General features: G+C 71.0%; 18 protein-coding genes, 1 pseudogene and 2 riboswitches. Of the genes and pseudogenes, 16 read left to right on the forward strand and 3 right to left on the reverse strand.

Going from position 1 to position 23,927, the window contains the following annotated elements:
• From HUW62_RS31220 to HUW62_RS31230, 3 genes are all read right to left on the reverse strand, one after another.
• The coding region (locus HUW62_RS31220; RefSeq protein WP_176436479.1) for a dipeptidase at positions 1-1,612 on the reverse strand (1,612 nt) is incomplete at its 3' end.
• A 165-nt stretch (positions 1,613-1,777) separates the two neighbouring features.
• Positions 1,778-2,131, reverse strand: coding sequence for a helix-hairpin-helix domain-containing protein (locus tag HUW62_RS31225; protein WP_163863984.1), 354 nt, complete (start codon positions 2,129-2,131; stop codon positions 1,778-1,780).
• Positions 2,128-2,376, reverse strand: coding sequence for a hypothetical protein (locus HUW62_RS31230; protein ID WP_163863983.1), 249 nt, complete (start codon positions 2,374-2,376; stop codon positions 2,128-2,130). The genes HUW62_RS31225 and HUW62_RS31230 overlap by 4 nt, the downstream gene beginning before the upstream one ends.
• A gap of 391 nt (positions 2,377-2,767) precedes the next feature.
• Here HUW62_RS31230 and HUW62_RS31235 point away from each other — a divergent pair, with 391 nt between their 5' ends.
• The 16 genes and pseudogenes from HUW62_RS31235 to HUW62_RS31310 all read left to right on the forward strand — a co-directional run.
• On the forward strand, positions 2,768-3,667 hold the full coding sequence (locus HUW62_RS31235; RefSeq protein ID WP_176436480.1) for an MBL fold metallo-hydrolase: 900 nt from the start codon (positions 2,768-2,770) through the stop codon (positions 3,665-3,667).
• Positions 3,668-3,734: 67 nt separating this feature from the next.
• Positions 3,735-4,994: a dipeptidase gene (locus HUW62_RS31240; protein WP_176436481.1), complete on the forward strand. Its 1,260-nt coding sequence runs from the start codon at positions 3,735-3,737 to the stop codon at positions 4,992-4,994.
• Between the two features lie 169 nt (positions 4,995-5,163).
• Entirely contained in the window at positions 5,164-6,267 is a 1,104-nt protein-coding gene (locus tag HUW62_RS31245) for an FAD-binding oxidoreductase (protein WP_176436482.1), read from the forward strand.
• A gap of 44 nt (positions 6,268-6,311) precedes the next feature.
• On the forward strand, positions 6,312-6,908 hold the full coding sequence (locus tag HUW62_RS31250) for an RNA polymerase sigma factor (RefSeq protein ID WP_176436483.1): 597 nt from the start codon (positions 6,312-6,314) through the stop codon (positions 6,906-6,908).
• Positions 6,905-7,831: a tol-pal system YbgF family protein gene (locus HUW62_RS31255; protein ID WP_176436484.1), complete on the forward strand. Its 927-nt coding sequence runs from the start codon at positions 6,905-6,907 to the stop codon at positions 7,829-7,831. Before HUW62_RS31250 ends, HUW62_RS31255 begins: the two co-directional genes overlap by 4 nt.
• Positions 7,828-9,096, forward strand: a complete 1,269-nt coding sequence (locus HUW62_RS31260) for a hypothetical protein (protein ID WP_176436485.1) — start codon at positions 7,828-7,830, stop codon at positions 9,094-9,096. Before HUW62_RS31255 ends, HUW62_RS31260 begins: the two co-directional genes overlap by 4 nt.
• A 117-nt stretch (positions 9,097-9,213) precedes the next feature.
• Positions 9,214-9,738: an FHA domain-containing protein gene (locus HUW62_RS31265; protein WP_240356200.1), complete on the forward strand. Its 525-nt coding sequence runs from the start codon at positions 9,214-9,216 to the stop codon at positions 9,736-9,738.
• A 7-nt stretch (positions 9,739-9,745) separates the two neighbouring features.
• Positions 9,746-9,895, forward strand: a riboswitch (cobalamin riboswitch).
• A 58-nt stretch (positions 9,896-9,953) separates the two neighbouring features.
• On the forward strand, positions 9,954-12,089 hold the full coding sequence (locus tag HUW62_RS31270; protein WP_176436486.1) for a TonB-dependent siderophore receptor: 2,136 nt from the start codon (positions 9,954-9,956) through the stop codon (positions 12,087-12,089).
• On the forward strand, positions 12,064-13,677 hold the full coding sequence (locus tag HUW62_RS31275) for an MXAN_6577-like cysteine-rich protein (protein WP_163863976.1): 1,614 nt from the start codon (positions 12,064-12,066) through the stop codon (positions 13,675-13,677). The genes HUW62_RS31270 and HUW62_RS31275 overlap by 26 nt, the downstream gene beginning before the upstream one ends.
• A 20-nt stretch (positions 13,678-13,697) precedes the next feature.
• A riboswitch (cobalamin riboswitch) is annotated at positions 13,698-13,912 on the forward strand.
• A 147-nt stretch (positions 13,913-14,059) separates the two neighbouring features.
• Positions 14,060-15,484 carry a hypothetical protein gene (locus tag HUW62_RS31280; RefSeq protein WP_176436487.1) on the forward strand — a complete coding sequence of 475 codons (1,425 nt, stop codon included), beginning with the start codon at positions 14,060-14,062 and terminating at the stop codon, positions 15,482-15,484.
• Positions 15,481-16,206 carry a cell surface protein gene (locus tag HUW62_RS31285; RefSeq protein ID WP_176436488.1) on the forward strand — a complete coding sequence of 242 codons (726 nt, stop codon included), beginning with the start codon at positions 15,481-15,483 and terminating at the stop codon, positions 16,204-16,206. Before HUW62_RS31280 ends, HUW62_RS31285 begins: the two co-directional genes overlap by 4 nt.
• The gene (locus tag HUW62_RS31290) at positions 16,203-16,697 is read left to right on the forward strand and encodes a ubiquinol-cytochrome c reductase iron-sulfur subunit (protein ID WP_176436489.1); all 495 of its coding nucleotides are present in this window, start codon (positions 16,203-16,205) and stop codon (positions 16,695-16,697) included. Before HUW62_RS31285 ends, HUW62_RS31290 begins: the two co-directional genes overlap by 4 nt.
• A gap of 161 nt (positions 16,698-16,858) precedes the next feature.
• Positions 16,859-18,541 carry an FHA domain-containing protein gene (locus HUW62_RS31295; protein ID WP_176436490.1) on the forward strand — a complete coding sequence of 561 codons (1,683 nt, stop codon included), beginning with the start codon at positions 16,859-16,861 and terminating at the stop codon, positions 18,539-18,541.
• Between the two features lie 83 nt (positions 18,542-18,624).
• Entirely contained in the window at positions 18,625-21,909 is a 3,285-nt protein-coding gene (locus tag HUW62_RS31300; protein ID WP_176436491.1) for a serine/threonine-protein kinase, read from the forward strand.
• Between the two features lie 75 nt (positions 21,910-21,984).
• Positions 21,985-23,676, forward strand: coding sequence for a carbon starvation protein A (locus HUW62_RS31305; RefSeq protein WP_176436492.1), 1,692 nt, complete (start codon positions 21,985-21,987; stop codon positions 23,674-23,676).
• A 19-nt stretch (positions 23,677-23,695) separates the two neighbouring features.
• Positions 23,696-23,927, forward strand: a pseudogene (locus HUW62_RS31310) (ferrichrome ABC transporter permease); the annotation flags it as partial.

The raw sequence follows: 23,927 nt of genomic DNA on the forward strand, positions 1-23,927 counted from the left end.
GCGGCATCTCCAGCGTCTTGCCGCGCTCCTGGGCGATGCGCCGGTACCAGCTCTCCGGGTACTTGGGGTGGTTCACCTTGCCCTGCTCGTCGCGGACGTTGCCGTCGATGTACTTCACCAGCAGCGTCTCGCCGAGCTTCCGCCAGCGCGCGTGGACCTTCTCGCCCTGCTGCACCGAGTAGGTGGTGAGGTACTGCCGCGCCTCTTCCGGGCTGCGCTTGTAGTGCTCCAGCGCCGTCTTCTCGATGTCGGCCTGGTCCGCGAGGAACTGGCCCTCCAGCGCGCCCTGCTCCTTCCGCACGTCCACGGACATGTCGCTCCAGCGCGAATAGGCCTGGTTGGACACCCAGTTGAACACCCAGAAGGAGGAGTCCCAGGAGAACGCCCCGCGGCTGGCGACGCCCTGGGCGAAGTTCCTCGGCACCTGCCGGATGCCCGCGTACATCGGCGTGTAGACCGTCATCGACGTGTCATCCACGCCGAACCAGAGCACGCCGCCGATGGGCGCCGGCATGGAGCCGCGCATCTGCGCGACGAAGGAGAAGCCCGTCTGCTGCGTGGAGATGGCGCGCTCGTGGACGTACTTCTTGCCGTCCACCTCCCACGTCATCGGCCGCCAGCGATAGGGCAGCGCGTAGGGCCCCGCGCCCACGTCCTTGGACATGTCGAGCGGCGTGTTGTCGAAGTGGTCGCGCATCAGCGCCATGACGTCCTGCACGGACAGCTTCTTGTCCGGCTTGACCCACAGGGGCAGCCGCTTGGCCGGCGCGGAGCCATCCGCGTACTCCGGACCGAAGTTCTTCGACGGCGCCGCGCGCCGGAAGATGCTCCACACCCGCGCCTCGGAGAAGCGCTGCCCGCCGAAGTCGAGCGGGTTGTACGTCTCCGCGAAGCTGAAGTCCTTGTCCGCGCCCTTGAACCAGCCCTTCTCGCGAGCGAAGGAGATGACGTCCGGCGAGTACAGCACGTTGTCCGAATCGTTCAGCGGGAACTGCTCGATGCGCGACTGGTTGGCGTGGGCGGTGATGTGCCCTTCGGGCAGCTTGCGGGCCACCCACACCGCGCCCTTCTGGCCTTCGCCCTTGCCAATCATCTCCAGCAGCCACGCCTCCTTGGGGTCGGCGATGGAGAAGGACTCACCGGTGGACGCGTAGCCGTGCTCGGCCACCAGCTTGGTCATCACCGAGATTGCCTCGCGGGCCGTCTTGGAGCGCTCCAGCGCGATGTAGATGAGCGAGCCGTAGTCGACGATGCCCGCGGGCGCCTCCAGCTCCTTGCGGCCGGAGAAGGTGGACTCGCCGATGGAGAGCTGGTGCTCGTTCATGTTGCCGACGACGGAGTACGTCACCGGCGCCTCGGGGATGCGCCCCAGGTGCTTGCCGGTGTCCCACTCGATGATGTCGCGCCAGGCGCCCTCGGCGTGGCGGCGCGCGGGCGTGTAGTACAGCTCGCCGTACAGCTCGTGCGCGTCCGCGGCGTACGTCATCAGGGTGGCGCCGTCCGCCGTGGCGCCCTTGTTGACCAGCATGCTGGTACACGCGAGGACGGGCGGAGCAACCAGCGCGGCCGAGACGGGCAGCGCGGTGAGCAGTCGAGGCAGTCGTCGGTTCATGGCGGCGGATGCTCTACCAGCCGGGTTCCAGATACAAACCTCACTTGCGAGGTGCCTGGCCGCTCCCCCGGCGCGAAGCCGGGACTTCGGGCAGGGCCACCGCCCGGGCCACGATGCGGACCCGGGCGGCGACCCCGCTCCCCAGTAGTGAATGGATGCGTCGTGTCAGTTGTTCGTGGCGACCACCTCCTTTCCCTCGGGAGGCGGGGCCACCTGCTCCACCTTCAAGGTGGTGGGGCCGCTCAGCGTCAGGTGGGCCTTGAGCTTGAGGAACTTCTTGCGGCCGAAGCCCTTCACCCGCACCAGCTCCTCCACCCGCTGGAAGGGGCGCTTGCCCCGGTGCTGGATGATGCGCTGCGCCGCCGCGTCACCCACGCCGGGCAGCAAGTCGAGTTCCGCCGCCGTCGCCTCGTTGAGGTTCACCACGCCCGAGTACTGGGTGCGCAGTCGCGCCGCGTCCGCCACGCCGGGCTTCCCCACCAAGAGCACCAGCGCCAGCAGTCCCCACGCGGCCCTCACGAGTGGCCCCCCACGGGCGCCGCGTCCAGCCCCACCTCGGGCGCGTACCGCCCGCCGACTCCCGGAGTGTCCCGCTTCTCCGCCGCCTCACGCACGTGCAGCTTGCCGTCCAGCGGCAGCACATCCAGCAACACGTTCAGCGAGCCGTCCTTGTTCACGAACGCGCTGCCCGCCCGCACCCAGATGCTCCCGCCCTTGCCCTCGCGAATGGAGAACACCGCCAGTCGCTTCCCCGCCATCAGCATCTTCCGCCTCCACACTCCACACCGCGCCACCACGGCGCGACCGCCTCTCCGGCTTGACCGCCTGAGGTCGCCGGCTGCTTGAGCAGTCGCCGTGCCAGGGCCGTCTCCCTCGGAGGCGCGTCATCACCACCGTGCACGCATCCGCGAGGTGTCCCACCGCGAGGACGGGCGCCGGGACTCCAGTGGCTTCTCACGCGGCGAGATGCGTGAGGTTCACCGAGGCGCGCGAGGCGCCCACGCGCGAGAAGGGCGCTGCGCGATTCCTTGCGCTGGCGCGCCGCTTGTTCGCGGGACGGTCCGTGGCTCGCGGGAGAAGTGAGGCTCTCGGGAATGAACGAACGCCAGGTTTGCTAAGAAGCCCGCGGACGCATCCCCGTCGTCTGGAGGTCGCATGAAGGCCGTTGCCGCCGTGCTCGTCCTGCTCCCCTGCCTCGTGCTCGCGCAGGAGCGCGACTTCTCCCAGGTGGAGGTGCGCGCCACGCCCGTCGCCGGCAACATTCATCTGCTCCAGGGCGCGGGTGGCAACATGGCCGTCTCGGTGGGGCCCGACGGCGTGCTCCTGGTGGACGACGACTTCGCCCCGCTCATCGACAAGGTCCGCGCGGCGCTGAAGACCCTGAGCAAGCAGAAGCTCGTCTACGTCCTCAACACGCACGTGCACAGCGACCACACCGGAGGCAACGCGGTGCTCGGGCGCGAGGCGACCCTGGTGGCGCACGACGCCGTGCGCGCGCGCATGTCGAAGCCGAGGGTCCGCCGGGGTGAGACGCTGCCTCCCGCGCCGGAACACGCGCGTCCCATCCTCACCTTCCAGCAGGGCCTCAGCCTCTGGTTCAACGGCGAGGAGGTTCGGATGACGCACCTGCCGTCGGGCCACACGGATGGCGACAGCACCGTGCTCTTCGTGGGCAGCAACGTGTTGCACGTGGGCGACCAGTTCTTCACGGACCGCTTCCCCGTCATCGACCTGGAGGCGGGCGGCAGCGTGGAGGGCTACGTGCGCAACGTGGAGGGCGTGCTCGCGAGCCTGCCCGCGGGCGTGCGCATCATCCCGGGCCACGGCGCGCTCGCGGGGCGCGAGGAGTTGGAGCGCTTCGTCGCCATGCTGCGCGAGACGACGGCGCTCGTGCGGCGCAAGAAGGTGGCGGGCAGGACGCTGGAGCAGGTGAAGGCGGAGGGGCTGCCGGAGCAGTACCGGAGCTTCGGCGAGGGCCACGTCAAGACGGAGAAGTGGCTGGAGACCGTCTACGCGGGCCTGGGCGTGGTGGGGCAGGGCAGCACGCGTCCCTGACATCCCTTCATCCCATCCAGGCTCCGTGGGAGAGTCCCCCCAAGTCCCGTCGTTCCGAGGTGCCCGCGTGAACCGCTCCGTCCTCGCCGCCCTGCTGCTCCTGGGCGCTCCTTCGCTCGCCGCCGCGCCCGCCGCGTCGTCGCCCATCTCCGCGAAGGCCCGCGCCATCCACGAGTCGGCGCTCATCATCGACACGCACGTGGACACGCCCCTGCGCATGCTCAACGAGGGCTTCGACGTGGGCTCCCAGCCGCCCAATGGCCAGGGGCACCTGGACCTGACCCGCGCTCGCGCCGGCAACCTGGGCGCGGCCTTCTTCTCCATCTGGGTGGAGCCCAAGGAGTTCGCCGGCCAGTACACCCACCAGACGCTGCGCATCATCGACTCGGTGCTCAGCGCGGTGGAGAAGCACCCGGACCAGATGGTGCTCGCCCTGTCGTCGAAGGACATCGTCGCCGCGCGCGCCGGCAAGCAGAAGAAGCTCGCCACGCTCATGGGCGTCGAGGGCGGCCACTCCATCCAGAACGACTTGGGCGTGCTGCGCGACTTCTACCGGCTGGGCGTGCGCTACATGACGCTCACCTGGTCCAACACCAACGAGTGGGCGGACTCGTCGGGCGATATCCAGGACGCGGCGGTGAAGCACCATGACGGCCTCACCGACTTCGGCCGCGACGTCGTGCGAGAGATGAACCGGCTGGGCATGCTCGTGGATGTCTCCCACGTGTCCGACAAGACGTTCTTCGACACGGTGAAGGTGACGCGCGCGCCCGTCATCGCGTCGCACTCGTCCGCCCGCGCGCTCACGGACCATCCGCGCAACATGACGGACGAGATGCTCAAGGCCGTCGCGGCCAACGGCGGCGTCGTCATGGTGAACTTCTTCTCCGCCTTCGTCGACGACACCTACCGCAAGGCCTACGCCGCCATGGCCACCGAGCGGAAGGCCGCCGAGGCCGCGGTGGAGGCGAAGCACAAGAACTCGGACCCCGTCACGCGCTTCCGCGCGGACTCCGAGGTGAGCTGGGAGTGGGCCGCGAAGGTGCCGCGCCCGCCGCTGGAGGCCGTCATCAACCACATCGACCATGTCGCCAAGGTGGCCGGCGTGGACCACGTGGGCCTGGGCTCGGACTTCGACGGCATCAACTCCTCGCCCCAGGGGCTCGACTCGGTGGCGGACCTGCCGCGAATCACCGAGGCGCTGGTGGCCCGGGGCTACACCCGCGAGCAGCTCCACAAGATCCTGGGCGGCAACCTGCTGCGCGTCTTCCGCGAGGCCGAGCGCGTCAGCCGCGAGCTGCGCGCCACCCCGAGCGTCCAGCGCTGAAGCCGCTCGCGAGGGCAGCCTGGAGGCCCAGGCCCATGGCTGCCCGTCCGCCGGAGGATTGCAGGCGCAGCGCGTCTTTTCCGGTGCGCCTGCCACCCACGTCGTCGCGGTGAGGCGTGTTTGCCCCGGGGCTTCCCGCGCGCACGCACGAGACGCTAGCCTCCGCGACATGGCATCGGGCGTCGTGTTGATTCGGCTGGGGCTCGTCGCCGCCCTGTGCCTGGGCGTGGAGGTGCGCGCGGCGGACGGCGGCCCGTGGCTCGCCGTGGCGCGTGTGTCCTCGGACGAGGACGGCGCCCTGCTCGAGCGCGTGCGAGGCCAGAGCAGCGACCTGCCCGTCGAGCTGCGCGCCATGCCCGGCCCGTCCCTGGAGGGCACGCCCCAGGACCAGTGGCGCTCCGTCGTCGAACTGGCGGATGCGCAGCAGGCCCGCGCCGTCCTCTGGTTCCAGCGCTCGGGCTCCGAGCTGCGCGTCCACTTCGCCGAGCCCGGCAGTCGCCACCTCTTCGTGCGAATCGCCCGACTGGAAGGGCAGCCCGGCGCGCTCGAGTGGTCCGCGGGCGCCGAGGCCGTGGCGCTCGTCGTGCGCTCCGCCCTGCGCGCGGTGGAGGCCGGCACGCCCCTGGGAGACGTCGTCGAAGTCGCGTCCCCGCTGCCCGCGCCCGCCACCCCCGAGACGGAGCGCGAGCCCACGCCCATGCCGCCAGAACTCTGGTCCATGCCACCGGCGGCCTCGGACTCGGTGTCGCTGCGCTGGCAGGTGATGGTGGGCGGGGTGATGACGCTGGATGGGTATGAGAGCTCGGGCCATCAGGGCCTGCTGCTCGCCTCCGGCTGGGAGTTCCGCACGCTGCGCATCCGCCTCCAGGTCCTCGCGGGTCTGGAGAAGAAGCTCCCGGATGGGCGCACGGACGTGAAGCTGGAGCAGTACGCCGGAGGCCTGTGGTTGGACACTCCGCTCATCGAAGCGGGGAACCTTCGTTGGGGCGTGGGCGCGGGACTGGGCCTGCTCATCTTCGGCCGCAGCACGGAGTCGTACTTCGGCGGAATCATCGCCGCCAAACCCCGCTTCGTCCCCGCCCTGCTGGCCGGGCCCGACACCTCGCTGCGCTGGCGCTTCTCCCAACTGGTCGCGATGGAGGCCACCGTCGCCGCCGATGCCGTCTTCGGGCGCCCCCGGCTCGGTTACTCCGAGGACGGAAACTTCGTGCCGCGCAATGAGGGCTGGGCGGTAAGACCCCGGTTCGCCCTGGCGCTGGTGTTGCTGCCGTGAGTGGAGATGACCCGTTTTCGCCTCGACCTCCCTCCATGGGGGCGATGACGAGCACGGGACGGGAAGTGGTCGGCAAGGCACGTCCTGGAGCGGACCCCCGCATCCAGGCGGCCATCCAGGGACGCCGGGAGGCCGCCGAGTCCTTGCTGATGGAGCTGTTGCCGCGCGTTCGCAACCTCGTGCGCTACCTGGTGCATGGGGATGGAGAGGTGGAGGACATCTCGCAGGAGGCGCTCATCGCGCTGTTGCGCGGGCTCTCCACGTATCGGGGTGAGGGGCAGTTCCAGTCCTGGGTGGACCGGGTGGTGGCGCGAACGACGTTCGCCTGGCTGAAGCGCGCTCGGGGCAACGAGGCGCGGCGCGGCGATGACTCCGCGGAGTTGATGGCGGTGCCGTCCGAGGACGCGCCTCCCGACGAGTACGTGCACCGCCGTCGCATGGTGATGCTGCTGGACCGTATTCCCGACGAGCAGCGACATGCGATGGTGTTGCATCATGTGCTCGGCATGAGTGTGTCGGAGGTATCAGACGAGCTGGGAATTCCCTTCGAAACGATTCGCAGTCGGCTGCGGCTGGGGCGCACGGCGCTCCGCGCGCTGGCGACCGAGGACGGCTCCGTTCCGGATGGAGGCACGGAATGAGCCGGCCCCTGGATGAGGACGGGATGCCGGCGGGGATGCTCGCGCCGCTCGATGAGGGCTCGGGGCCCGCACGGCGACTGTCCCGGCAGAAGTCCGCGGCGCTGGTGCAGGCCGCCATGCTCGCCGCGCTGGATGCGCCTTCGCCGCCACCGCGTCCCCGTCGACGGTACGAGTGGTTGATGGGCGGCGCGCTGCTCGTGGTGGGCGCGACGGCTGTCGCCACCTGGCACCTGTCTCGCCGGAGTGAGTCGGGCGCGCCCGTCGAGCCGTCAATCGTCGCGAGCCCCACCGTGCTCGAGCCCGCGCGTCCGGAGCAGGTCGACGTGGAGCGGGCATCACCCGAGGTCACCGGTGTGGGTGGAGCGCGGGCTTTGCCGGATGGTACCGGCGTCAGCGGCGGGCGGCCCGAGTCCGAGGGCGCCGGTGTCGATGGCTCGCGGGCCGAGTCCGAGGTGCCTGGCGTCGACGCGGCCCGGCCCGAAGTCATCGCGCCGCCACCGTCCACGAAGCCCCGGGTGGAGCACCGGCTTCCGGGTGCGCCCGCGCCGGAGGATTTGTTGCGCCGGGCCAATGAGCACCGGGCCACGGGACAGTGGAAGGCCGCGGAGGCGCTCTACCTGCGTGTCATCCGGACCGACCCGAAGGACATGTCCGCGTATGTGGCACGCGTGGCCTCGGGCTCGCTGCGGCTGGAGCACCTGGGCGATGCACGCGGGGCGTTGCGGCAGTACCAGGAGGCGCAGCGGGGCTGGCCCGGGGGCATCCTGGAGGAAGAGGCGAGTCACGGTGTCGCGGAGGCCCTGCGGGCCCTGGGCGACAGGGACGGCGAGGCGCGAGCGCTGGAGGCCTTCCTCGCGCGACATCCTGATTCGCCCCATGGGGTGGCGGCTCGGACCCGACTGAGGGAGATTTCAGGTCGATGACTCGCGCCTTCGCATCGCGGTGGAAGCGTTCTCCTGGCGGCTTCGTCCTGCTGGGCTGGCTCGCGGTGGGGCCCGCGTGCTCGGTGAGGGACCCGGTGGCCTTCATCAACACCCCGCACAACGACGCGGGTCCGGTGGCCTCGTCCGATGGTGGGCCAACGGGGGAGGCCGAGCCTCCCGATGACCAGGCGGCCTTCTGTGCGTCCACCGGGCCGCTGCTGCTCGTGGGCGACAGCGTCACGGGCGAGAAGGTGTGCAGCGGCCATCTGGCGGAGCGCGCCTTCCGGTTCGCGTTGTGCTCGTGTGACAGGCTCGCGTTCAGCGCGGCGCTCACCACGGACGCGTTCCGGAGCTCCCTGGGCAAGTACGTGCCGGGAGGGCAGGGCGGCGCGGTGGCGACGAATGGCGGCGTCGCGGCCAACGACACGTTGAGGGTGGGCGGTGGGTTCAGCGCGGGCGGCGCGGATGGCATCTCGCTGGGACGAGGCCTGTCGGTGGGCGGCGGCCTGTACAGCGGAGGTCCGCTCACGGGCAACGTGTCAGCGCAGGTGACGGGCGATGCGTGGGTTCGCGGCGACGTGGGTCTGGCGTCGCTGACGGTGGAGGGCAAGCTGGCCGTGCCCGCCGGGAATCTCATGTCCGGCACGGTGACGGCCTCGGAGGTGCTGCGCGAGCCGGTGGAGTCGGTGGCGCCGTGCGCGTGTGATGACGCCTCGCGGGTGGACATCCGCGGCCTCATCGCCAATCACGCCGAGCACAACCACAACGCCGCCATCGACCTGGACGCCTCGTCGCTGGAGGGCTTCACCGGAGAGCGCACGCTGGAGCTGCCGTGCGGGCGCTTCTTCCTGACGGGCATCGAGGGACAGGGGCGGCTCAACCTCGTCGTGCGCGAGCGCACCGCGCTGTTCGTGCGCGATGCCGTCGTCATTGGCGAGCGGCTCTCCGTGGAGGTGGTGCCGCCCGGAGAGCTGGACCTGTTCATCGGCGGCGACGTGACGGTGGCGGGACAGCTGCTGCTGGGCTCCGTCGATGCGCCGGCCCGCGTGCGGGTGTACTCGGCGGGCACCGGGACGCTGGGCATCTCCGCGGGCAGTGTCATCGCGGGAAACTTCTACGCGCCCGGCGCGACGATGACGCTCAGTGGGAACGCGGAGGTGTATGGCTCGCTCTTCGTGCGCCACATCGAGGCCTCCGGCGCCCTGGGGCTGCACTACGACGCGGACGTGCTCACGCTCGGGAGCGCCTGCGGCCTCGCGAAGTGAGGTGCATGCCACTTCCTCGCGACACCGGGACGACTTCGCTCACCAGCGGGGGTGGACAGACGAGAGAGGCGTGCACAAGCTAGTGAGCGCACCTTCCTTCCGGCCTGGAGGACCCCTGTGCTCCACCGTCTGTCAGCGCTGATGGCCCAGCTCCAGGAGGACCGCGAGGCGCTGCTGCGAGGTGTCGGGTGGCCCGTGCTGGTGTGGGACTCGATGCCGCGTCTCCCGCGCGCGGTGTCCCCGGTGGAGGCTCCGACACTGATGGGCCCGTCGCCGTCGCGTGTCGTGGAGCCCGTCGTCTTCGAGCTGCGGCCGAGGCTGCCGGGAAGTGGTTCCGAGGTGACGGTCGGACGCAGCCCGGAGTGCGACATCGTCCTGCCGGAGCCCACCGTGTCGCGACAGCACGCGCGATTTCGTCCAGAGCCGCACACCGAGGTGTGGAGCGTGACGGACCTGGAGAGCCACGGCGGCACGTACCAGGAAGGCGTGTTGATAGTGCCGGGGCGCACTTCACCGCTGTTCAGCCGAGCGTCGCTGCGACTGGGTGGCGCGGAGGTGGTGTTCCTCCAAGCGAGTGCCTTCGAGCAGTACGTGCGCTCGCGTGCCGCGTCGTCCCGGGTGCGCTTGACGCGACGGAGGTGACCCCCTTAGAAGGGGTGCGCCCTTGGGTGCCCATGTCGGGCTTTCAAGAGGGAAACCGGTGAGATTCCGGTGCGGTCCCGCCACTGTGATTGGGTAGCCCGGAGGACAGGGCAGGAGCCCATCAGTCAGGAGACCTGCCCAGGGGTGCGAACGTGTCGCGCGGCGACACGCTCGGATGGCCTTCTCTCTTCGATGGAGAGAGCGGAAGGCGGAGCATGCGGCGCACCTTCCTCGTCGGGCACCTGGTGTGCCTGGCGCTCAGCCTCCCCGCCAATGCACGCGCCCAGGCGTCGGATGATGCCGATGCGGGCACGCCCCCCGAGCACGTCGAGCCCACGGCCGGCGTCGAGGCGATGCCTGTCGGCGGCGACGAAGCGAACTCCGATGCCATGCGGGACGTGGAGGCGAGTCCACCCGAAGTCGCCGTGGAGCCAGAGAGACCCGGCGCGCGCTCCACTGTCGTGCGGGGCAAGTCACCACCGCCTCCTGACTCACCCGAGCGCAGGGACCCGACGGGCGCCATCACGGTCATCGACGCCACCGCTCGCACGGGCGAGGCGCGTGACTCGGCGGAGTTGCTCGTCGGTTCGGTGGGCCTCGCGGTGCAGGACTCGGGGGGCTATGGCCAGAGCAAGAGTCTGGTCGTCCGAGGCGCCGCGTCGAACGGGGTGTTGGTGTTCCTCGATGGAATCCCGCTCAACGGCGCGGGAGGCATGGCGGACCTGTCCCAGGTCCCCGCCGCGTTGGTGGAGCGCTTCGAGGTGCTGCGCGGCGGCGCGGGTGCTCGCTATGGCTCGGGAGGCCTGGGCGGCGCGGTGAACATCGTCACGCGCGCGCCTTCCGCACAGGCGCGCGCCAGTGGCGAAGTCACGTACGGAAGCTGGAACACGGCGCTGGGGCACGTGGCCGTCACCGGCCCGCTGCTCGACGGACATGGCCTCGTGTTGCTGCACGCGGGACGCTCGGATGGGGACTTCGCCTACGAGCTCGATGAGCTGCCCGCCGTGGACGACAACCCCGTCACCGCCGAGGCCCGCGCGCGCAACGATGCCCAGGGCGGCGGCGTGCTCCTGCGCTATCGACGACGACTGCCCGGAGGCTCGCGCCTGGATGTGCTCTCCGAGCTGGCCCTGGAGGACCGCGCCATCCCCGGCACGGTGCAGAACCCCCAGTCCGCCGGGCGACAGGATTTGGACCGGCTCTCGCTCGGCGTGCGCTGGTCGGGTGCGCTCGGAGGCGCGGGAACACAGGGCAGCGCGCGCGGCTTCTTCCGGCGAGATGGCCTGGAGGTGACAGGCGGGCTCCTCGGCGCGGGTGGTCCGCAGCGGCACCTCGTGGGCGGTGTGGAGTTGGAGGGACGGCTGCCGCTGGGCGGTGCTCACACGCTGACCACCACCGTGGCGTCTTCCGGCGAGCAGGTCACCGAGGCTCGGGGCTCGCAGTCCGCGGGATGGTGGCGCGGAAGCGTCATGGCCATGGATGAGTGGGCGCTGTTCGGCGGCGTGCTGGACGTGGTGCCCTCGCTGCGGCTGGAGCGCGTGGGGCCCTACTGGCTCTTCTCTCCGAAGCTCGGCGCCGCGGTGTCGCTGGGCGGTGGCTTCGGCCTGCGCGCCAACGCGGGCCAGTCCCACCGCGCGCCCTCGTTCCTGGAGCTGTACATCCGACAGGGCACGCTCCTGCCCAACCCCGGCTTGAAGCCCGAGCGCGCGCTGTACGCGGACACCGCCCTGGTCTGGGACTCCGAGGAGACCGTCTCCGGTGCACCCCGCTGGAGCGCGACGGCGGGTGGGTTCGCCGCGCTGTACGAGAACCTCATCGCCTACGAGCTGTATCCGCCGATGATGGCGCGGCCCTACAACTTCGACGCCGCCCGCGTGTGGGGCGTGGAGCTGGAGGGCGAGGCGCGGCCCTTCTCCTGGCTGTCCGCCAGCGGCAGCTACACCTGGTTGCGCACGCAGAACCGACTGGGCGACCCGCGCTACTACAATCAGGACCTGCCCTATCGCCCTCGCCACAAGTGGGTGGGCCGCGTGCGCGCTGGCCCCGACTGGCTCAACGCGCGCACCGAGGTGCTCTACCAGGCCGCGCAGCTCGTCAACCGCACCGGCACGCGCGACCTGCCGTCCCGTACCCTCTGGAGCGTGGGTGCCTCCAGTACGTTCCTGCACGCGCCGGACGTCACCTTGTCCGTCGAGGTGAAGAACCTCCTCGACTCGCGGGCCCAGGACTTCACCGGCTTCCCGCTGCCAGGACGCGCGGCCTACGCGACGCTCGCGGTGGCGTTCGACGCGAACCCCGCTTCGCCTCCTTCCTCCGAGGACTCCCATGCCCCGCGCTCCCCGTCTCCCTGAGTCCACGCCGCTGGCGTTGCTGTCGGTCTGTCTCCTGGCGCTCGTGCTCACCGGCTGTCCGGACGAAGGCGTGGTGTGCACCGCGGGCCTCACCGTCTGCGAGGGCACCTGCGTGGACCTGCGCGGCGACACCGCTCACTGCGGCGCCTGTGGAACCACCTGCTCCACGGGCGAGGTCTGTCAGGACAGCGTCTGTGGTTGTCGCGCCGGCACCGAGTCCTGTGGTGGCGCCTGCGTGGACACCGCGACGGACGTGGCCCACTGCGGGGCGTGCGGCTCGGCCTGTGCCACGGGTCAGGTGTGTGAAGCGGGCACGTGTCGCGCGGGTTGCTCGGAGGGACTGCTGCGCTGCGGTGGCGCGTGTGTGGATGCTCGGAGTGACGTGCTGAACTGCGGCGCGTGCGGCGTCGCGTGTCCGGACGTGCAGTCGTGCCGCACGGGCCGGTGCTCCTACGACGTGGTGACGGCGTGCTTCACGAACGGACAGCTCGTGGGCATCCAGGCGGGGACGGACCAGCTCGGGCCCCGGCGCGAGTTCGGCGCGGGCGTGCAGTCGCTCGCATCGTGGGATGGCTATGTGCTCGCGGCGGACATGACGAACGGCAAGCTGCTCCAGGCGGCGGGGGGCAACCTGGGGGCTCTCGTCGAAGAGGACTCACTGGGCGTGGTGTCCGGCTCGCCCAACGACATCCTCGTGGACCCGCCCTACGTGTACGTCATCGATTCGGTGAACAACACGCTCCAGGTGCTCAAGCGCGAAGGCGCCGCACAGGGCAACGGTCTGGGCCTGCGCACGGTGGGCCAGGTGAACCTGGGGGCGAACACCAGTCCCCAGGCACTCGCGCGCTTCGGCTCCACGCTCTACATCCCGCTGTTCGGCACCGCGAGCTCCAGCTTCCAGCACGGCAACGCCGTGGCGCGCGTGGACATCTCCAACCCCGAGCAGCCGCGCAAGGTGGACACGCTGTCGCTCACGGGCCTGGACCTGAAGCCCTTCGGCGGAGGCCCGGTGATGCCGCTGCCGTACTCGGTGACGGCGACGCGCTCGGCTGTCTACGTGGCGCTCACCAACCTCAACCCCGCGAATGACTACCGTCCCAACGGGCCGGGCATGCTCGCGCGCATCGACCCGGCCACTGGCGCGGTGAGCGCCATCGACCTGGGCGCGGAGCGCTGCCTCAACGCGGGCTACGTCGAGGCGGTGGGAGACCAGCTCGTGGTCGCCTGCATCGGCGAGGCCATCTATGACCCGGAGAATGGCTACATCGCCACGTCCGTGCGCTCCACCGGGTTGGTGCTGGTGAAGGACGACTCCGTCGTGGCCTCCTACGCGCTCAACCCCGGCTGCCAGTCCGGTGCGCCCGGGTGTGTGCTCTCCGTGGCGAGTCGCTTCGCGGTGGCGAAGGGCGCGGTGTACCTGGCGGACACCAACGCCGGCCGAGTCTTCGTGGTGGAGGTGGGAGACGGTCGCCTCACCGAGCGCCGTGGCTACTCCACGCCCGAGGCGAAGGGCCCCGCGCTGGAGGCGTGCCCGTTGGACCCGCGTCGCCCCGTGTCCAATGCCATCGACGTGACCTCGCTCCATTGACAATGCCCGCCACCCGCCATATCCCGGCCGGCGTCCTCGGTGCTGGCGTGGAAACACGGTGGCTCTAGGGAACCCGGTGTGAATCCGGGACTGCCCCGCAGCGGTGTGCAGGAACGACCGCCGTCACGAAGCACTGGTCCCTCCGTGGGGCTGGGAAGCGACGGCCATTAGGTGGGTGCCCCTGGGGCATCCGCGCCTGCGAGTCCGAAAACCTGCCAAGGACCCGTGCCCTTCGGGCACGGACATCACCGAGGCCTCCGAGGGGAGGCGGCGGAGGCGTCAGCCTTTTTTCCGTGCACGTGGGTGTGCCCGGGACCGCCTTCGACCGCGTCCTCCTGGAAGCCCACCCGCCCGTGGGGGCGGAGAGGGACCGAGGACGCTGATGAAGACCGTTGACTGGAAGCGCGTAGCCCCCTGGACGAAGTCTGCTTCGCTGGCTGTGACCACCTTCGCGGTGGCCCTGCTCGGCACCGGTTGCAATCCCGAGTGCGTCGACCAGTTCGACTGCCGCGCCGACAATGGCCAGCCCCCCGCGGGCCAGCAGTGGGTCTGCGTCGACGAGAAGTGCGAGACGGAGCCGGTGGAGCAGCCTCCGACGCCCGACTCGGGTACTCCGGACGCTGGCCTCGTGGATTCGGGCACGCCGGATGCTGGCCCCGTGGATTCGGGAACGCCGGACTCGGGCCCGGGTCCCGCCGACTCGGGAACGCCGGACGCAGGCCCCGTGGATTCGGGCACTCCGGACTCTGGCCCGGTGGACCCCACGCCGGACGCGGGAACGCCGGACGCCGGCCCTGTCACCTGTGAGAACACGCCGCACGACGCGAAGCTGGGCACGCTCGCGCTCCAGCCGGGCTTCGTCGCCACCGAGACGGCCCCGCTGCCGGATGGCATCTCCGCCCTGGGCTCGTCGCCGGGCCCGACGTACGCGTTCTACGCGGTGCAGGGGGGCGGCAAGGACGCCGCGCTGTACTCGATGGGCACGTGGCCCGACCTCCAGCTCTCCACCACCAGGCTCTATGACGTCGTCACCCCGGAGGACCGCGCTGGCAGCGTCGCCGTCTATGCGGGCGGCTACCTCATCAACGACGGGCAGCGCGTCTTCACCGGCTACACCACGGGCGCTTCCGGGGCTCCGGGCTCCGTCTCGCTCTACGACATCGCCACGCCCGCCTCGTCGTCCTTCCTCTCCGCGCCGAAGAACTACTCCGCGGCGGCCTTCTCGAACGGGAACACGAGCGCGGTGCTCATCAACGGCGGCGGTCTGGGCACCATGCCCACGGGCCTTGGCATCTACGGCCTGGTGACGTCCGAGAATCCGCTGGGCACGGTGCGCGTGGCCAACTTCCCGGAAGGCACGGTCGGCAGCGGCTTCACCGCCGTGGCGGACAACGGCGTCGCCGCGCTGGGCTACTTCAACGGCGACTTCGTCAACGTCATCTACGGCGTGGCCCCGTCCGTCGTCGCCCAGGCCATCACCAGTGGGACGCCGGTGGAGCTGGCGAGCCAGTCGCCCATCGTCGTGGGCAGCGACTTCGACAGCGCGTCCTCCTTCGGCGCGGGCGTGGTGGTCAACCGCGGCGGGTATGACGAGAACTTCAGCTTCGTGAGCACCGACGTGTCGCGCTTCGCGCTGTCCACCAGCTCCGGTGGCGACACCGTCAACGTGGGCGCGCGCGCCGCGGTGCTGGACTACGTGGACCAGTGCACCACCGTCACGATGCTGGAGCCGCTCGGCTCGGACGTGCTGGTGGGCGTCGCCGACAAGAATGGCCAGCGGCTGGTCCGCCTCCAGGTGGTCCCGTGAGTCGCCGCGCGTCCTGGCTTCACAGGGGCTCGGCGCTCGTCGTGCTCCTGAGCCTCACGGCCTGCGGAGGCGAGGACTCGCCCTCCGGAGACGCGGGGCCGAACGACTCGGGGCAGCCCGGGGACGCGAGCGTCGCCGTGCCCGCGGACCCGTACGCGGACGAAGTCGTGGAGTTCCTTCCGGGCCTCGGCGCGGGCTTCGGGCAGGACCGCTTCCCGTCCGTCGTCCTGGGGCCGCCGGTGGGCTCGGGGTTGGACAGCGGCTCGCTCGATGTCCTCTCGCTGGGCAAGTCGGGCTCCATCACCCTGCGCTTCACGGACATCGCGGTGATGGACGGGCCGGGCGTGGACCTGCTCGTCTTCGAGAACGCCTTCCTCATCGCCGGAGGCCCTCGCGCCTTCACCGAGCGGGCGAAGGTCTCCGTGAGCGACGACGGCGTGCGGTGGTTCGAGTTCCCCTGCGCCCCTTCGGACGCGGCGAACAACTACCCGGGCTGCGCGGGCGTGCGTCCCGTGACGGCCAACCCCGCTGCTGGCATCAGCGCCACGGACCCCGCCGTGGCGGGTGGCGACGGTTTTGATCTGGCCACCGTGGGCCTGAGCCGGGCGCGCTACGTGCGCATCCAGGACTCCGGCACCAACGGCTCCGCCGGCACTTCCGCCGGGTTTGATTTGGACGGCGTCGCCGTGGTGAACGGCGTGTCGCTCACCGCCGCGCCATGACGAAGAAGCTGGACCGCCGCGCCGCGCTCCTCACGCTGGCCCAGGGTGGCTGTGCCCTGGCCGCGCTGGGAGTGGGGTGCGGCGGAGAGTGGCGGGAGGCTGTCGTCCTGGACCTCCCGCCCGACGGCGCCGCCTGTCCCGGGGCGCCCCTGCCGGGCACCGCCGAGGAGGGCTGGGTGGAGGTGCGGCTCGCGGACCACCCGGCGCTCCAGGCTCCCGGTGGCCACGCGGAGGTGCGCGTGCCCCAGGCCCTCCTGGACGTGGTGCTCGTGCACACGCGGCCCGGATGTTTCGTGGCGTTGTGGCGCATCTGCACTCACGGTGACTGCGCGGTGGACTGGCTCCCGTCCGAGGGCGTCATGGAGTGCCCCTGCCATGGCTCCCGCTTCGCCCTGGATGGCGCGGTGCTCCAGGGGCCCGCGCAACGGGCGCTGACGACCTTCACCGCGGTGCGCAAGAATGAGAGCGTCTTCATCTACCGGCCCCGCTGAAGTCCTGCCCGGCCGGGCACTTGCGAGTCGTCCCGCGCACTGTCAATCTTGACGCGGCGCATGGCACTCGCGCCCGTGGTCCGGGTCACTCCTGTCCCCCCTCTCGAAGCGGTGTCTCCTTCTCTCATGAGACGGGAGAGTCGTGTAATGTCGGGCATTCGATGTGGCAGATCATCATCAACGGGCCCGGCTACTTCGATACGTCCTACGATTTGCCCGAGGGCGTGACGAGCCTGGGCCGAGCGGACGAGAACGATATCGTCCTCGGTGGCGACCTCGTCTCGCGCCGACACGCGCGCCTGTACGTCGAGGCGGATATCCTCCGCATCGAGGACCTGGGCAGCCGTAACGGCAGTCGTGTGAACGGCGCGCCGCTGCAGGGCTCGCGGCAGCTGTCCACCGGGGACACCGTGGCGCTGGGCGAGAACACGCTCGCGGTCCGCCAGCCCAACACGGTGGAGAACGCGGCCACGGAGATGGTCGACCTGGGCGCGGGCGGCGTCGTGCGCTTCGGCCATGGGCAGGACGTGGGCCCCTCCGTGCTGCTCGCCAAGAGCGTGCGGGACGCGGACGTGCTGCGCCTGTTGGACAACGTGGGGCCCATGCCCTTCGAGGACTTCAGCACCGCGTCCACGCCGATTGCGTCCGCCAGTCCCCGCGTGGGCCAGGAGACGCTGGTGCTGATGTTCCGCACCGCGGAAGCGCTCTCCACCGCCACCACGCTGTCCACCTTCCTGGACACGACGATGGACCGGCTCCTGGAGCGCACGGACGCGACGACGGCGGTGGTGCTGCTCAAGCACCCCACGGGCGCGCTGGTGCCCGCGGCCGTGCGCCACCGGGGCAAGCTGGCCAAGGGCGAGGTGCCCGTGTCGGACGCCATCGTCGAGGAGGCGCTGAAGCAGGGCCGCGCGCTCGCGGTGGGCGACGTGCGCGACGACCGCCGCTTCGCCGCGCGCGAGAGCGTCATCCTCTACGCCGTGGACAGCGTGCTGTGCATCCCCATTGGCGCGGAGCCCCCGTACGCGGGCGTCCTCTACGTCAACACCACCACCAAGGGGGACGGGCTGGAGCCCATGCTGGACGCCTGCTCGGCGGTGGCCCACCTGGTGGCCACGGGCGTGCAGAAGTTCTCCCCCAAGGAGGGCGGTGCCACGCTGGAGCGCGCGCGCCGCACGCTGGAGCGCTTCCACCCGCCGGACATCGCCGAGCGCCGCGCCTCCGAGGCCCTTCGCCAGGGAGGCAGGCTGACGGGCCTGGAGGAGCGCACCCTCACCGTGCTGCACGTGGAGCTGGTGGGCTTTGGCGCCCTGGCCCCTCGCATCGGCGCGGCCAAGGCCACCCAACTGCTCAACGACTTCCACGCGCGCGCCACCGGCATCGTGTTCAGCTTCGAGGCCACGGTGGAGGGCTTCCTGGGCGACTCCATGCGGGCGCTCTTCGGCGTGCCGTACATGAAGGGCGAGGACTCCGTGCGGGCCGTGCGCGCCGCGCTGTCCCTGCGCTCCGACTGGGAGCGGGCCATGAGCCGCCGCCCCCAGGACGAGCGCTGCGAGCTGCGGCTGGCCCTGCACACCACGCGCGCGCTGGTGGGGATGATCGGCAACGAGGTGCGCTCGGACTACACGGCCGTGGGCGAGGGCATGCCCGTCGCCGGGTGGCTGGCCGCCACGGGCAACCCCGGGCAGGTGCTGATGACGGGGAAGATGCTGGCCACCGTGGGGGCCCGCTTCGACGTGATGCCCCTGGGGGAGCGGTTGGTCCGCGCACCCCGGGAGAAGGTGGCCGTCTTCGAGGTGCTCGACGAGGACGTCGGCACGCTCACCAACCCGGGCCTGCGGTGAAAACCCCTCGCGGCAGGTTGACGGGTTGATGCAGTGGCCCTGGACGGGGTTCAATGGAGTCCCAATGGTGGACCCCCGCCTCCATGAACGCCCATAACCCTTCCGCCCGGCTGCGTCCGTTCCGGCCTCAGCCCTTTGGCCGGTACACCCTCCTGTCCCATCTGGCGACGGGCGGCATGGGAGAGATCTACCTCGCCCGCTTGGAGGGCGCGCAGGGCTTCGAGAAGCTGTGCGTCATCAAGAAAATCCTCCCCCAGCTCGCGGAGGACGGCGACTTCGTCGAGCGCTTCGTGGGCGAGGCGCGCACCCTGGTCCGGCTGAGCCACGGCTCCATCGCCCAGGTGCTGGACATGGGGCTGCACGAGGCCGAGGCCTACATGGCCCTCGAGTACGTGGACGGCAAGGACCTGCGCAAGGTGGCCGCCCGGGTGCGCGACAGGCAGGTGCCGCTGCCGCTCACCTTCATCCTCTATGTCATGGGCCGGGTGCTGGACGCGCTCGCCTACGCGCACCGCAAGAAGGATGACGACGGCGAGGACCTGAAGCTGGTCCACCGGGACATCTCTCCGCAGAACATCCTCATCTCCTACGAAGGGGAGGTGAAGGTCGTCGACTTCGGGCTGGCCAAGAGCCGGCTGTCGGCGGCGAAGACGAACCCCAGCATCATCCTGGGCAAGTTCCTCTACATGTCCCCGGAGCAGGCGCGGCACCAGCCGGTGGACCGCCGCAGTGACTTGTACGCGGTGGGCCTCACGCTCTACGAGCTCATCGCCGGGAAGAATCCCTTCGACGGCATCCACCCTGGCGAGCTGATGTCCGTCGTCGCCAACCCCAAGGTGCCGCCGCTGGACGAGGTGGAGCCGCTCACGCCGCGCTCGGTGACGGCGCTGGTGGCCAAGGCGTTGGAGGTGGACCCCGCGCAGCGCTTCCAGACGGCGGAGGAGTTCCGCGGCCGGCTGCAGACGTGCCTGATGGAGATTGACGCGAACGCGGGCCCGGAGAGCGTCAGCCGCTTCATGCGCGAGCTGTTCACCGCGGACTTCCAGTCCGAGCGGCGCCTCCTGGCCAGCCTCAAGGAGGTGCCGCGCGGTGGCGGTGCCCCGGAGCCTCGCTCGGGCGCCTCGGAGCAGGATGACGGGGGCCCCGCGCCCCGCGCGACGCTGCCGGCGGGGGCGATTCTGCCCGCGAAGACCATCCGGCTGGATGGCCCGGTGGAGGCGCTCTCCTTCCACCCCACGCCGCGCAGCCGTGAGGCCGGGGGGCCGGTGAACGACGGTGAGACGCGTCCGGGCATCCCCATGGACGAGTCCACGCGGCCCGCCTTCCCGCTGGAGGCCCTGGAGGAAGAGGCCCGCGCCCGGGCAAGCCGGCTGAACCCGGACACGTCGCCCTCGGTGGAGGTGGAGCCGGAGGCCTTCAATCGTCCTCCTCCCGCGCCGTCGCCCGCGGTCCCCGCGGTGATTCGTCCCCCCTCGCAGACGCGCGAGGTGCCACTGGCCACGATGCCGCCGGAGGCGATTCCGCCCGCCCCCTGGACGCCGCCCGCGCCGCCGCCTTCGCGGCCGGACATGCGGCCCACGGAGCTGGAGCTGGTGCCCATGGGCTCCGTGGTCGGCCCCGCCAACGCCGAGCCGTCCCCCTGGCCGGTGGAGCCGACGGAGCCCCGCGCGGAGCCGCTGCGTGGAGCTGGGGGCGAGTTGCTGCGGCCCGGCGCGACGTCCCGGTCTCCGGCGCCCGCCTCGGGTCCCCGTCCCGGTGGGCCTCCGCCTCCAGCGCCCCTGCCGCCGCCCGCCGCGCCGGTGCCGCCCGCGACGATGCCGCAGCGTCAGGCGCTGAGCGCTCCTTCGGGGTCGCTGCCTCCGGGGGCTCCGGCGCGCTCGGGGGCGATGGTGATGCCCGCGGTCTCCGCGGCGAGCGGTCCGTTCTCCTCACCGCCACCGGGCGCTCCGACGCGCTCGGGGGTGATGATGATGCCGGCCGTCTCCCTGCCCGCGACGCCGGGCACGCCCGCGCGCCCGGCCCCGGGCGGCGCGCCTTCGTCCCGAGGCGTTGAAGCGAGTGGGGCCGACTCCGATGCCGAGGCCTTGGCGGGCTTCGAGTCGGATGGGGCCGAGATGCCGGTGCTCACGCCCGAGCAGATGGGCCACGACGAGCAGGCGGCGCGGGTGGAGGAGATGGACACCAACCCGCGCGCGTCCCGGCCGCCGCGCGCGGAGCGCTCCGACGACACGCAGCCTCGCGGGCCTCGCGACTCGGACACGGACCCTCGGGGGCCGCGCGTGGCGGACATGCGTCCCGCGGCCGTCGCCCATGAGGACACCCAGCCTCGCGTGGTGCTCGACGAGGGCTTCCTTCGCGATGCGGAGGGCGCCGCGCGGGAGCACGAGGAGCGGCAGGGAGGCGCGCGTCCGAAGACGGGCTCGAGCCGTGTTCGGGCGTCCTCTCCCGGCATGCGGCCCGTGCAGGGCGGCCGGCGCACCGGGTCCGCCTCCGTCATCCGTCCCGCGCCAGCCCCGGCGCCCGCACCCGAGCCCGCCGAGGACGAGGAGGAGGACGCGGATGTTCGCGTGTCCATGCCCTCGCACGACGAGACGCGCCGCACGGCGGTACCCGTCCGGCCCAACGCGCAGGCCGCCGCGCGCCGCGCCGGAGAGGACACCCGCAGGACCTCCATGCCCCGGCGCTCCAAGGGCAGGTCCGTGGTGATGTGGGTGGTGGTGCTGGGCGGCCTGGGCGCGTTGCTGGCGGGCGCCGCCGCGCTCGTCCTGAAGCCCGAACTACTCAAGCTCCTGGCACAGCAGTTTGGGCTCGCCCAGGTCAACGAGGGCCCTCCGGCCGCGAAGCCCATCGAGCGGACTCCGCCCCCGCCTTCCGACACCGCCATGGCTCGCGCGGAGCCCGCGCCAGACGTGCCTCCATCGGCCGCGCCGGGCGTGGAGGCCGCAGGGGACAGCCCCTCGCCCACACCCGAGAGCGCCCCGGTGCCGCCTCCGACGGCGCAGGCCGAGGACAATCAGGGCGGGGACTCGCTCCTGGCCCCGCTGTCGAACAACAACAGCGCCACGAAGCCCGCCCCTCCGAAGTCGGCCTCTCCGAAGCGCGCCCCGGCCTCTCGCGTGCGAATCGTCACGGCCCCTACGAGCAAGGCCCAGGCCGAGCTGAAGAGGGAGTGGAAGGAGACGCTCAATGTGTTCAAGAAGCTGGAGGACATCAGCTCCTGCGACAACCTGGGCCTCCTGTGCTCGCAGCGGGACGACACGCGCGAGTTCGTGGCGGCTTCCGAAGGGGAGCCCGACCCGAAGCTCATTGAAAAGGTGAAGCGGCTGAAGAGGGAGGCGCAGCGGCAACTGGACCGGTTGACGCAGTGAGTCCGCCGCCTTGTTCCCGAGGCATCCAGAAGTCATGGAGTTGACCGGAAGTCCCGAGCAAGAAAGCCTTCAGGGATGAGCCTCCCCCTGATTGCCGGCGTGTTCCTGGTGGTGCTGGCCCTCGGCTATCGTTTCTACGGCGGCTTCATCGCCCGGCAGTTCCGTCTGGACGGCGAGACCGCCACGCCCGCGCACACGAAGAACGACGGCGTGGACTTCGTGCCGACGAAGCCCTTCTACCTGCTGGGCCAGCACTTCAGCGCGATTGCCGCCGCGGGCCCCATCGCCGGTCCCATCCTCGCGGCGCAGCAGTTCGGCTGGCTGCCGGCGCTGTTGTGGATAGCGGTGGGCTCGGTGTTCATCGGCGCGATGCACGACTTCGCCACGCTGGTGGCCAGCGTGCGGCACGGGGCCGTCTCCATCGCGGAAGTCGTGCGCAGCCACCTGGGGCCCACGGCGGGGCTGGCGATGCTGGCCTTCATCTGGGTGGCGCTCGTCTACGTCATCGTCGCCTTCACGGATGCGACGGCCGCGACGTTCGTCAGCGGTGACGCGGAGCTGGAGGGCCTCACCTTCCGCTTCAACCTGGGGGGCGCGGTGGCCTTCGCGTCCATTGCCTACCTGGGGCTGGCGATGGTGATGGGGTTGGTGGACCGCTACCTGAAGCCGCCCTTGTGGCTGCAGACGCTCATCTTCGTGCCGGCGACGCTGGGCGTGGTGTTCCTGGGCACGCGCATGTCCACGCTGCTGGTGATGGATGCGCGCAGCTGGGCGGCGCTCATCCTCGCGTACTGCTTCGTCGCGTCGCTCACGCCGGTGTGGGTGCTCTTGCAGCCGCGCGGCTACCTGGGCGGCTTCGTGCTCTACGCGGCGCTGGCGGTGGGCGTGGTGGGCATCTTCTACGGCGGGCTGACCGGGGCGCTGTCGATTGAGCAGCCGGCCTTCGCGGGCTTCGACGTGCCGGGGCCGGGAGGCGCGCTGTTTCCCTTCCTCTTCGTCACCATCGCCTGCGGGGCGTGCTCGGGTTTCCACGGGCTGGTGTGCTCGGGCACCACGTCGAAGCAGATAGACAAGGAGACGCACTGCAAGCCGGTGGGCTACGGGGCGATGTTGCTGGAGGGCTTCGTGGCGGTCATCGCGCTGGCGACGGTGATGATTGCCACCAAGGGCGAGCTGACGGGCAAGGCGCCGGGCGCGGTGTATGGCGCGGGCCTGGGCCGCTTCCTCGTCACGGTGCTGGGCAAGGAGCACCTCGTCTTCGCCACGACGTTCGGCGCCATGGCCTTCTCCACCTTCGTGTTCGACACGCTCGACGTGTCCACGCGGCTGGGGCGCTACATCCTCCAGGAGCTGACGGGCAGAAAGGGGCGGGCGTCGGCGATGGTGGCCACGGCGGTGACGTGTGGGGTGCCGCTGGCCTTCGTGCTGCTGGCGGGCACGGGGGCGTGGCGCTCGTTCTGGACGTTGTTCGGCACGTCGAATCAGCTGCTCGCCTCGCTGTCTCTCCTGGGCGTCTGTGTGTGGCTCAAGAGCACGAACCGGCCGTATGTCTATGCGCTGGTGCCCATGCTGTTCGTGGGGGCCGTGACGCTCACCAGCCTCGTCCTCCTGGTGCGCGAGGCGCTGCAGCCGACGAGCTCCGCCGCCTCCCGGGTGAACGGGGTGGTGGCGGTGGTGTTGCTGGCGTTGGCATTGTCTCTCTTCACGATTGGGGCGCGTGCGCTGCGCTCCGGGCGTCCACCCGCGGCCCCCGCGCCCGCTGTCTGATTCAGCCTCAAGGTTCTGCATGCTCCGTTACGCCGTCGCCATCTTCACCAGTGCCTTCCTGTTGTTCGGAGTTCAGCCCCTCGCGGGGCGGTATGCGTTGCCCTGGTATGGCGGCACGCCCGGCGTCTGGACCGCGTGCATGCTGTTCTTCCAGGCGGCGCTGCTGGGCGGGTATGCGTATGCGCACGGGCTCGCGTCGCGACTGACGCCGAGGACGCAGGCGAAGGTGCATCTGGGGGTGGTGGCGGTGG

This window comes from Myxococcus sp. AM011, from assembly GCF_013372595.1.
Classification (GTDB): Bacteria; Myxococcota; Myxococcia; order Myxococcales; family Myxococcaceae; genus Myxococcus; species Myxococcus eversor.

Bases quoted from the DNA above. Each gene is read 5' to 3' on its own strand.
- HUW62_RS31230 (WP_163863983.1), bottom strand. From the start codon at position 2,376: ATGCTGATGGCGGGGAAGCGACTGGCGGTGTTCTCCATTCGCGAGGGC.
- HUW62_RS31235 (WP_176436480.1), top strand. From the start codon at position 2,768: ATGAAGGCCGTTGCCGCCGTGCTCGTCCTGCTCCCCTGCCTCGTGCTC.
- HUW62_RS31245 (WP_176436482.1), top strand. From the start codon at position 5,164: ATGGCATCGGGCGTCGTGTTGATTCGGCTGGGGCTCGTCGCCGCCCTG.
- HUW62_RS31250 (WP_176436483.1), top strand. From the start codon at position 6,312: ATGACGAGCACGGGACGGGAAGTGGTCGGCAAGGCACGTCCTGGAGCG.
- HUW62_RS31255 (WP_176436484.1), top strand. From the start codon at position 6,905: ATGAGCCGGCCCCTGGATGAGGACGGGATGCCGGCGGGGATGCTCGCG.
- HUW62_RS31260 (WP_176436485.1), top strand. From the start codon at position 7,828: ATGACTCGCGCCTTCGCATCGCGGTGGAAGCGTTCTCCTGGCGGCTTC.
- HUW62_RS31270 (WP_176436486.1), top strand. From the start codon at position 9,954: ATGCGGCGCACCTTCCTCGTCGGGCACCTGGTGTGCCTGGCGCTCAGC.
- HUW62_RS31275 (WP_163863976.1), top strand. From the start codon at position 12,064: ATGCCCCGCGCTCCCCGTCTCCCTGAGTCCACGCCGCTGGCGTTGCTG.
- HUW62_RS31280 (WP_176436487.1), top strand. From the start codon at position 14,060: ATGAAGACCGTTGACTGGAAGCGCGTAGCCCCCTGGACGAAGTCTGCT.
- HUW62_RS31290 (WP_176436489.1), top strand. From the start codon at position 16,203: ATGACGAAGAAGCTGGACCGCCGCGCCGCGCTCCTCACGCTGGCCCAG.
- HUW62_RS31295 (WP_176436490.1), top strand. From the start codon at position 16,859: ATGTGGCAGATCATCATCAACGGGCCCGGCTACTTCGATACGTCCTAC.
- HUW62_RS31300 (WP_176436491.1), top strand. From the start codon at position 18,625: ATGAACGCCCATAACCCTTCCGCCCGGCTGCGTCCGTTCCGGCCTCAG.
- HUW62_RS31305 (WP_176436492.1), top strand. From the start codon at position 21,985: ATGAGCCTCCCCCTGATTGCCGGCGTGTTCCTGGTGGTGCTGGCCCTC.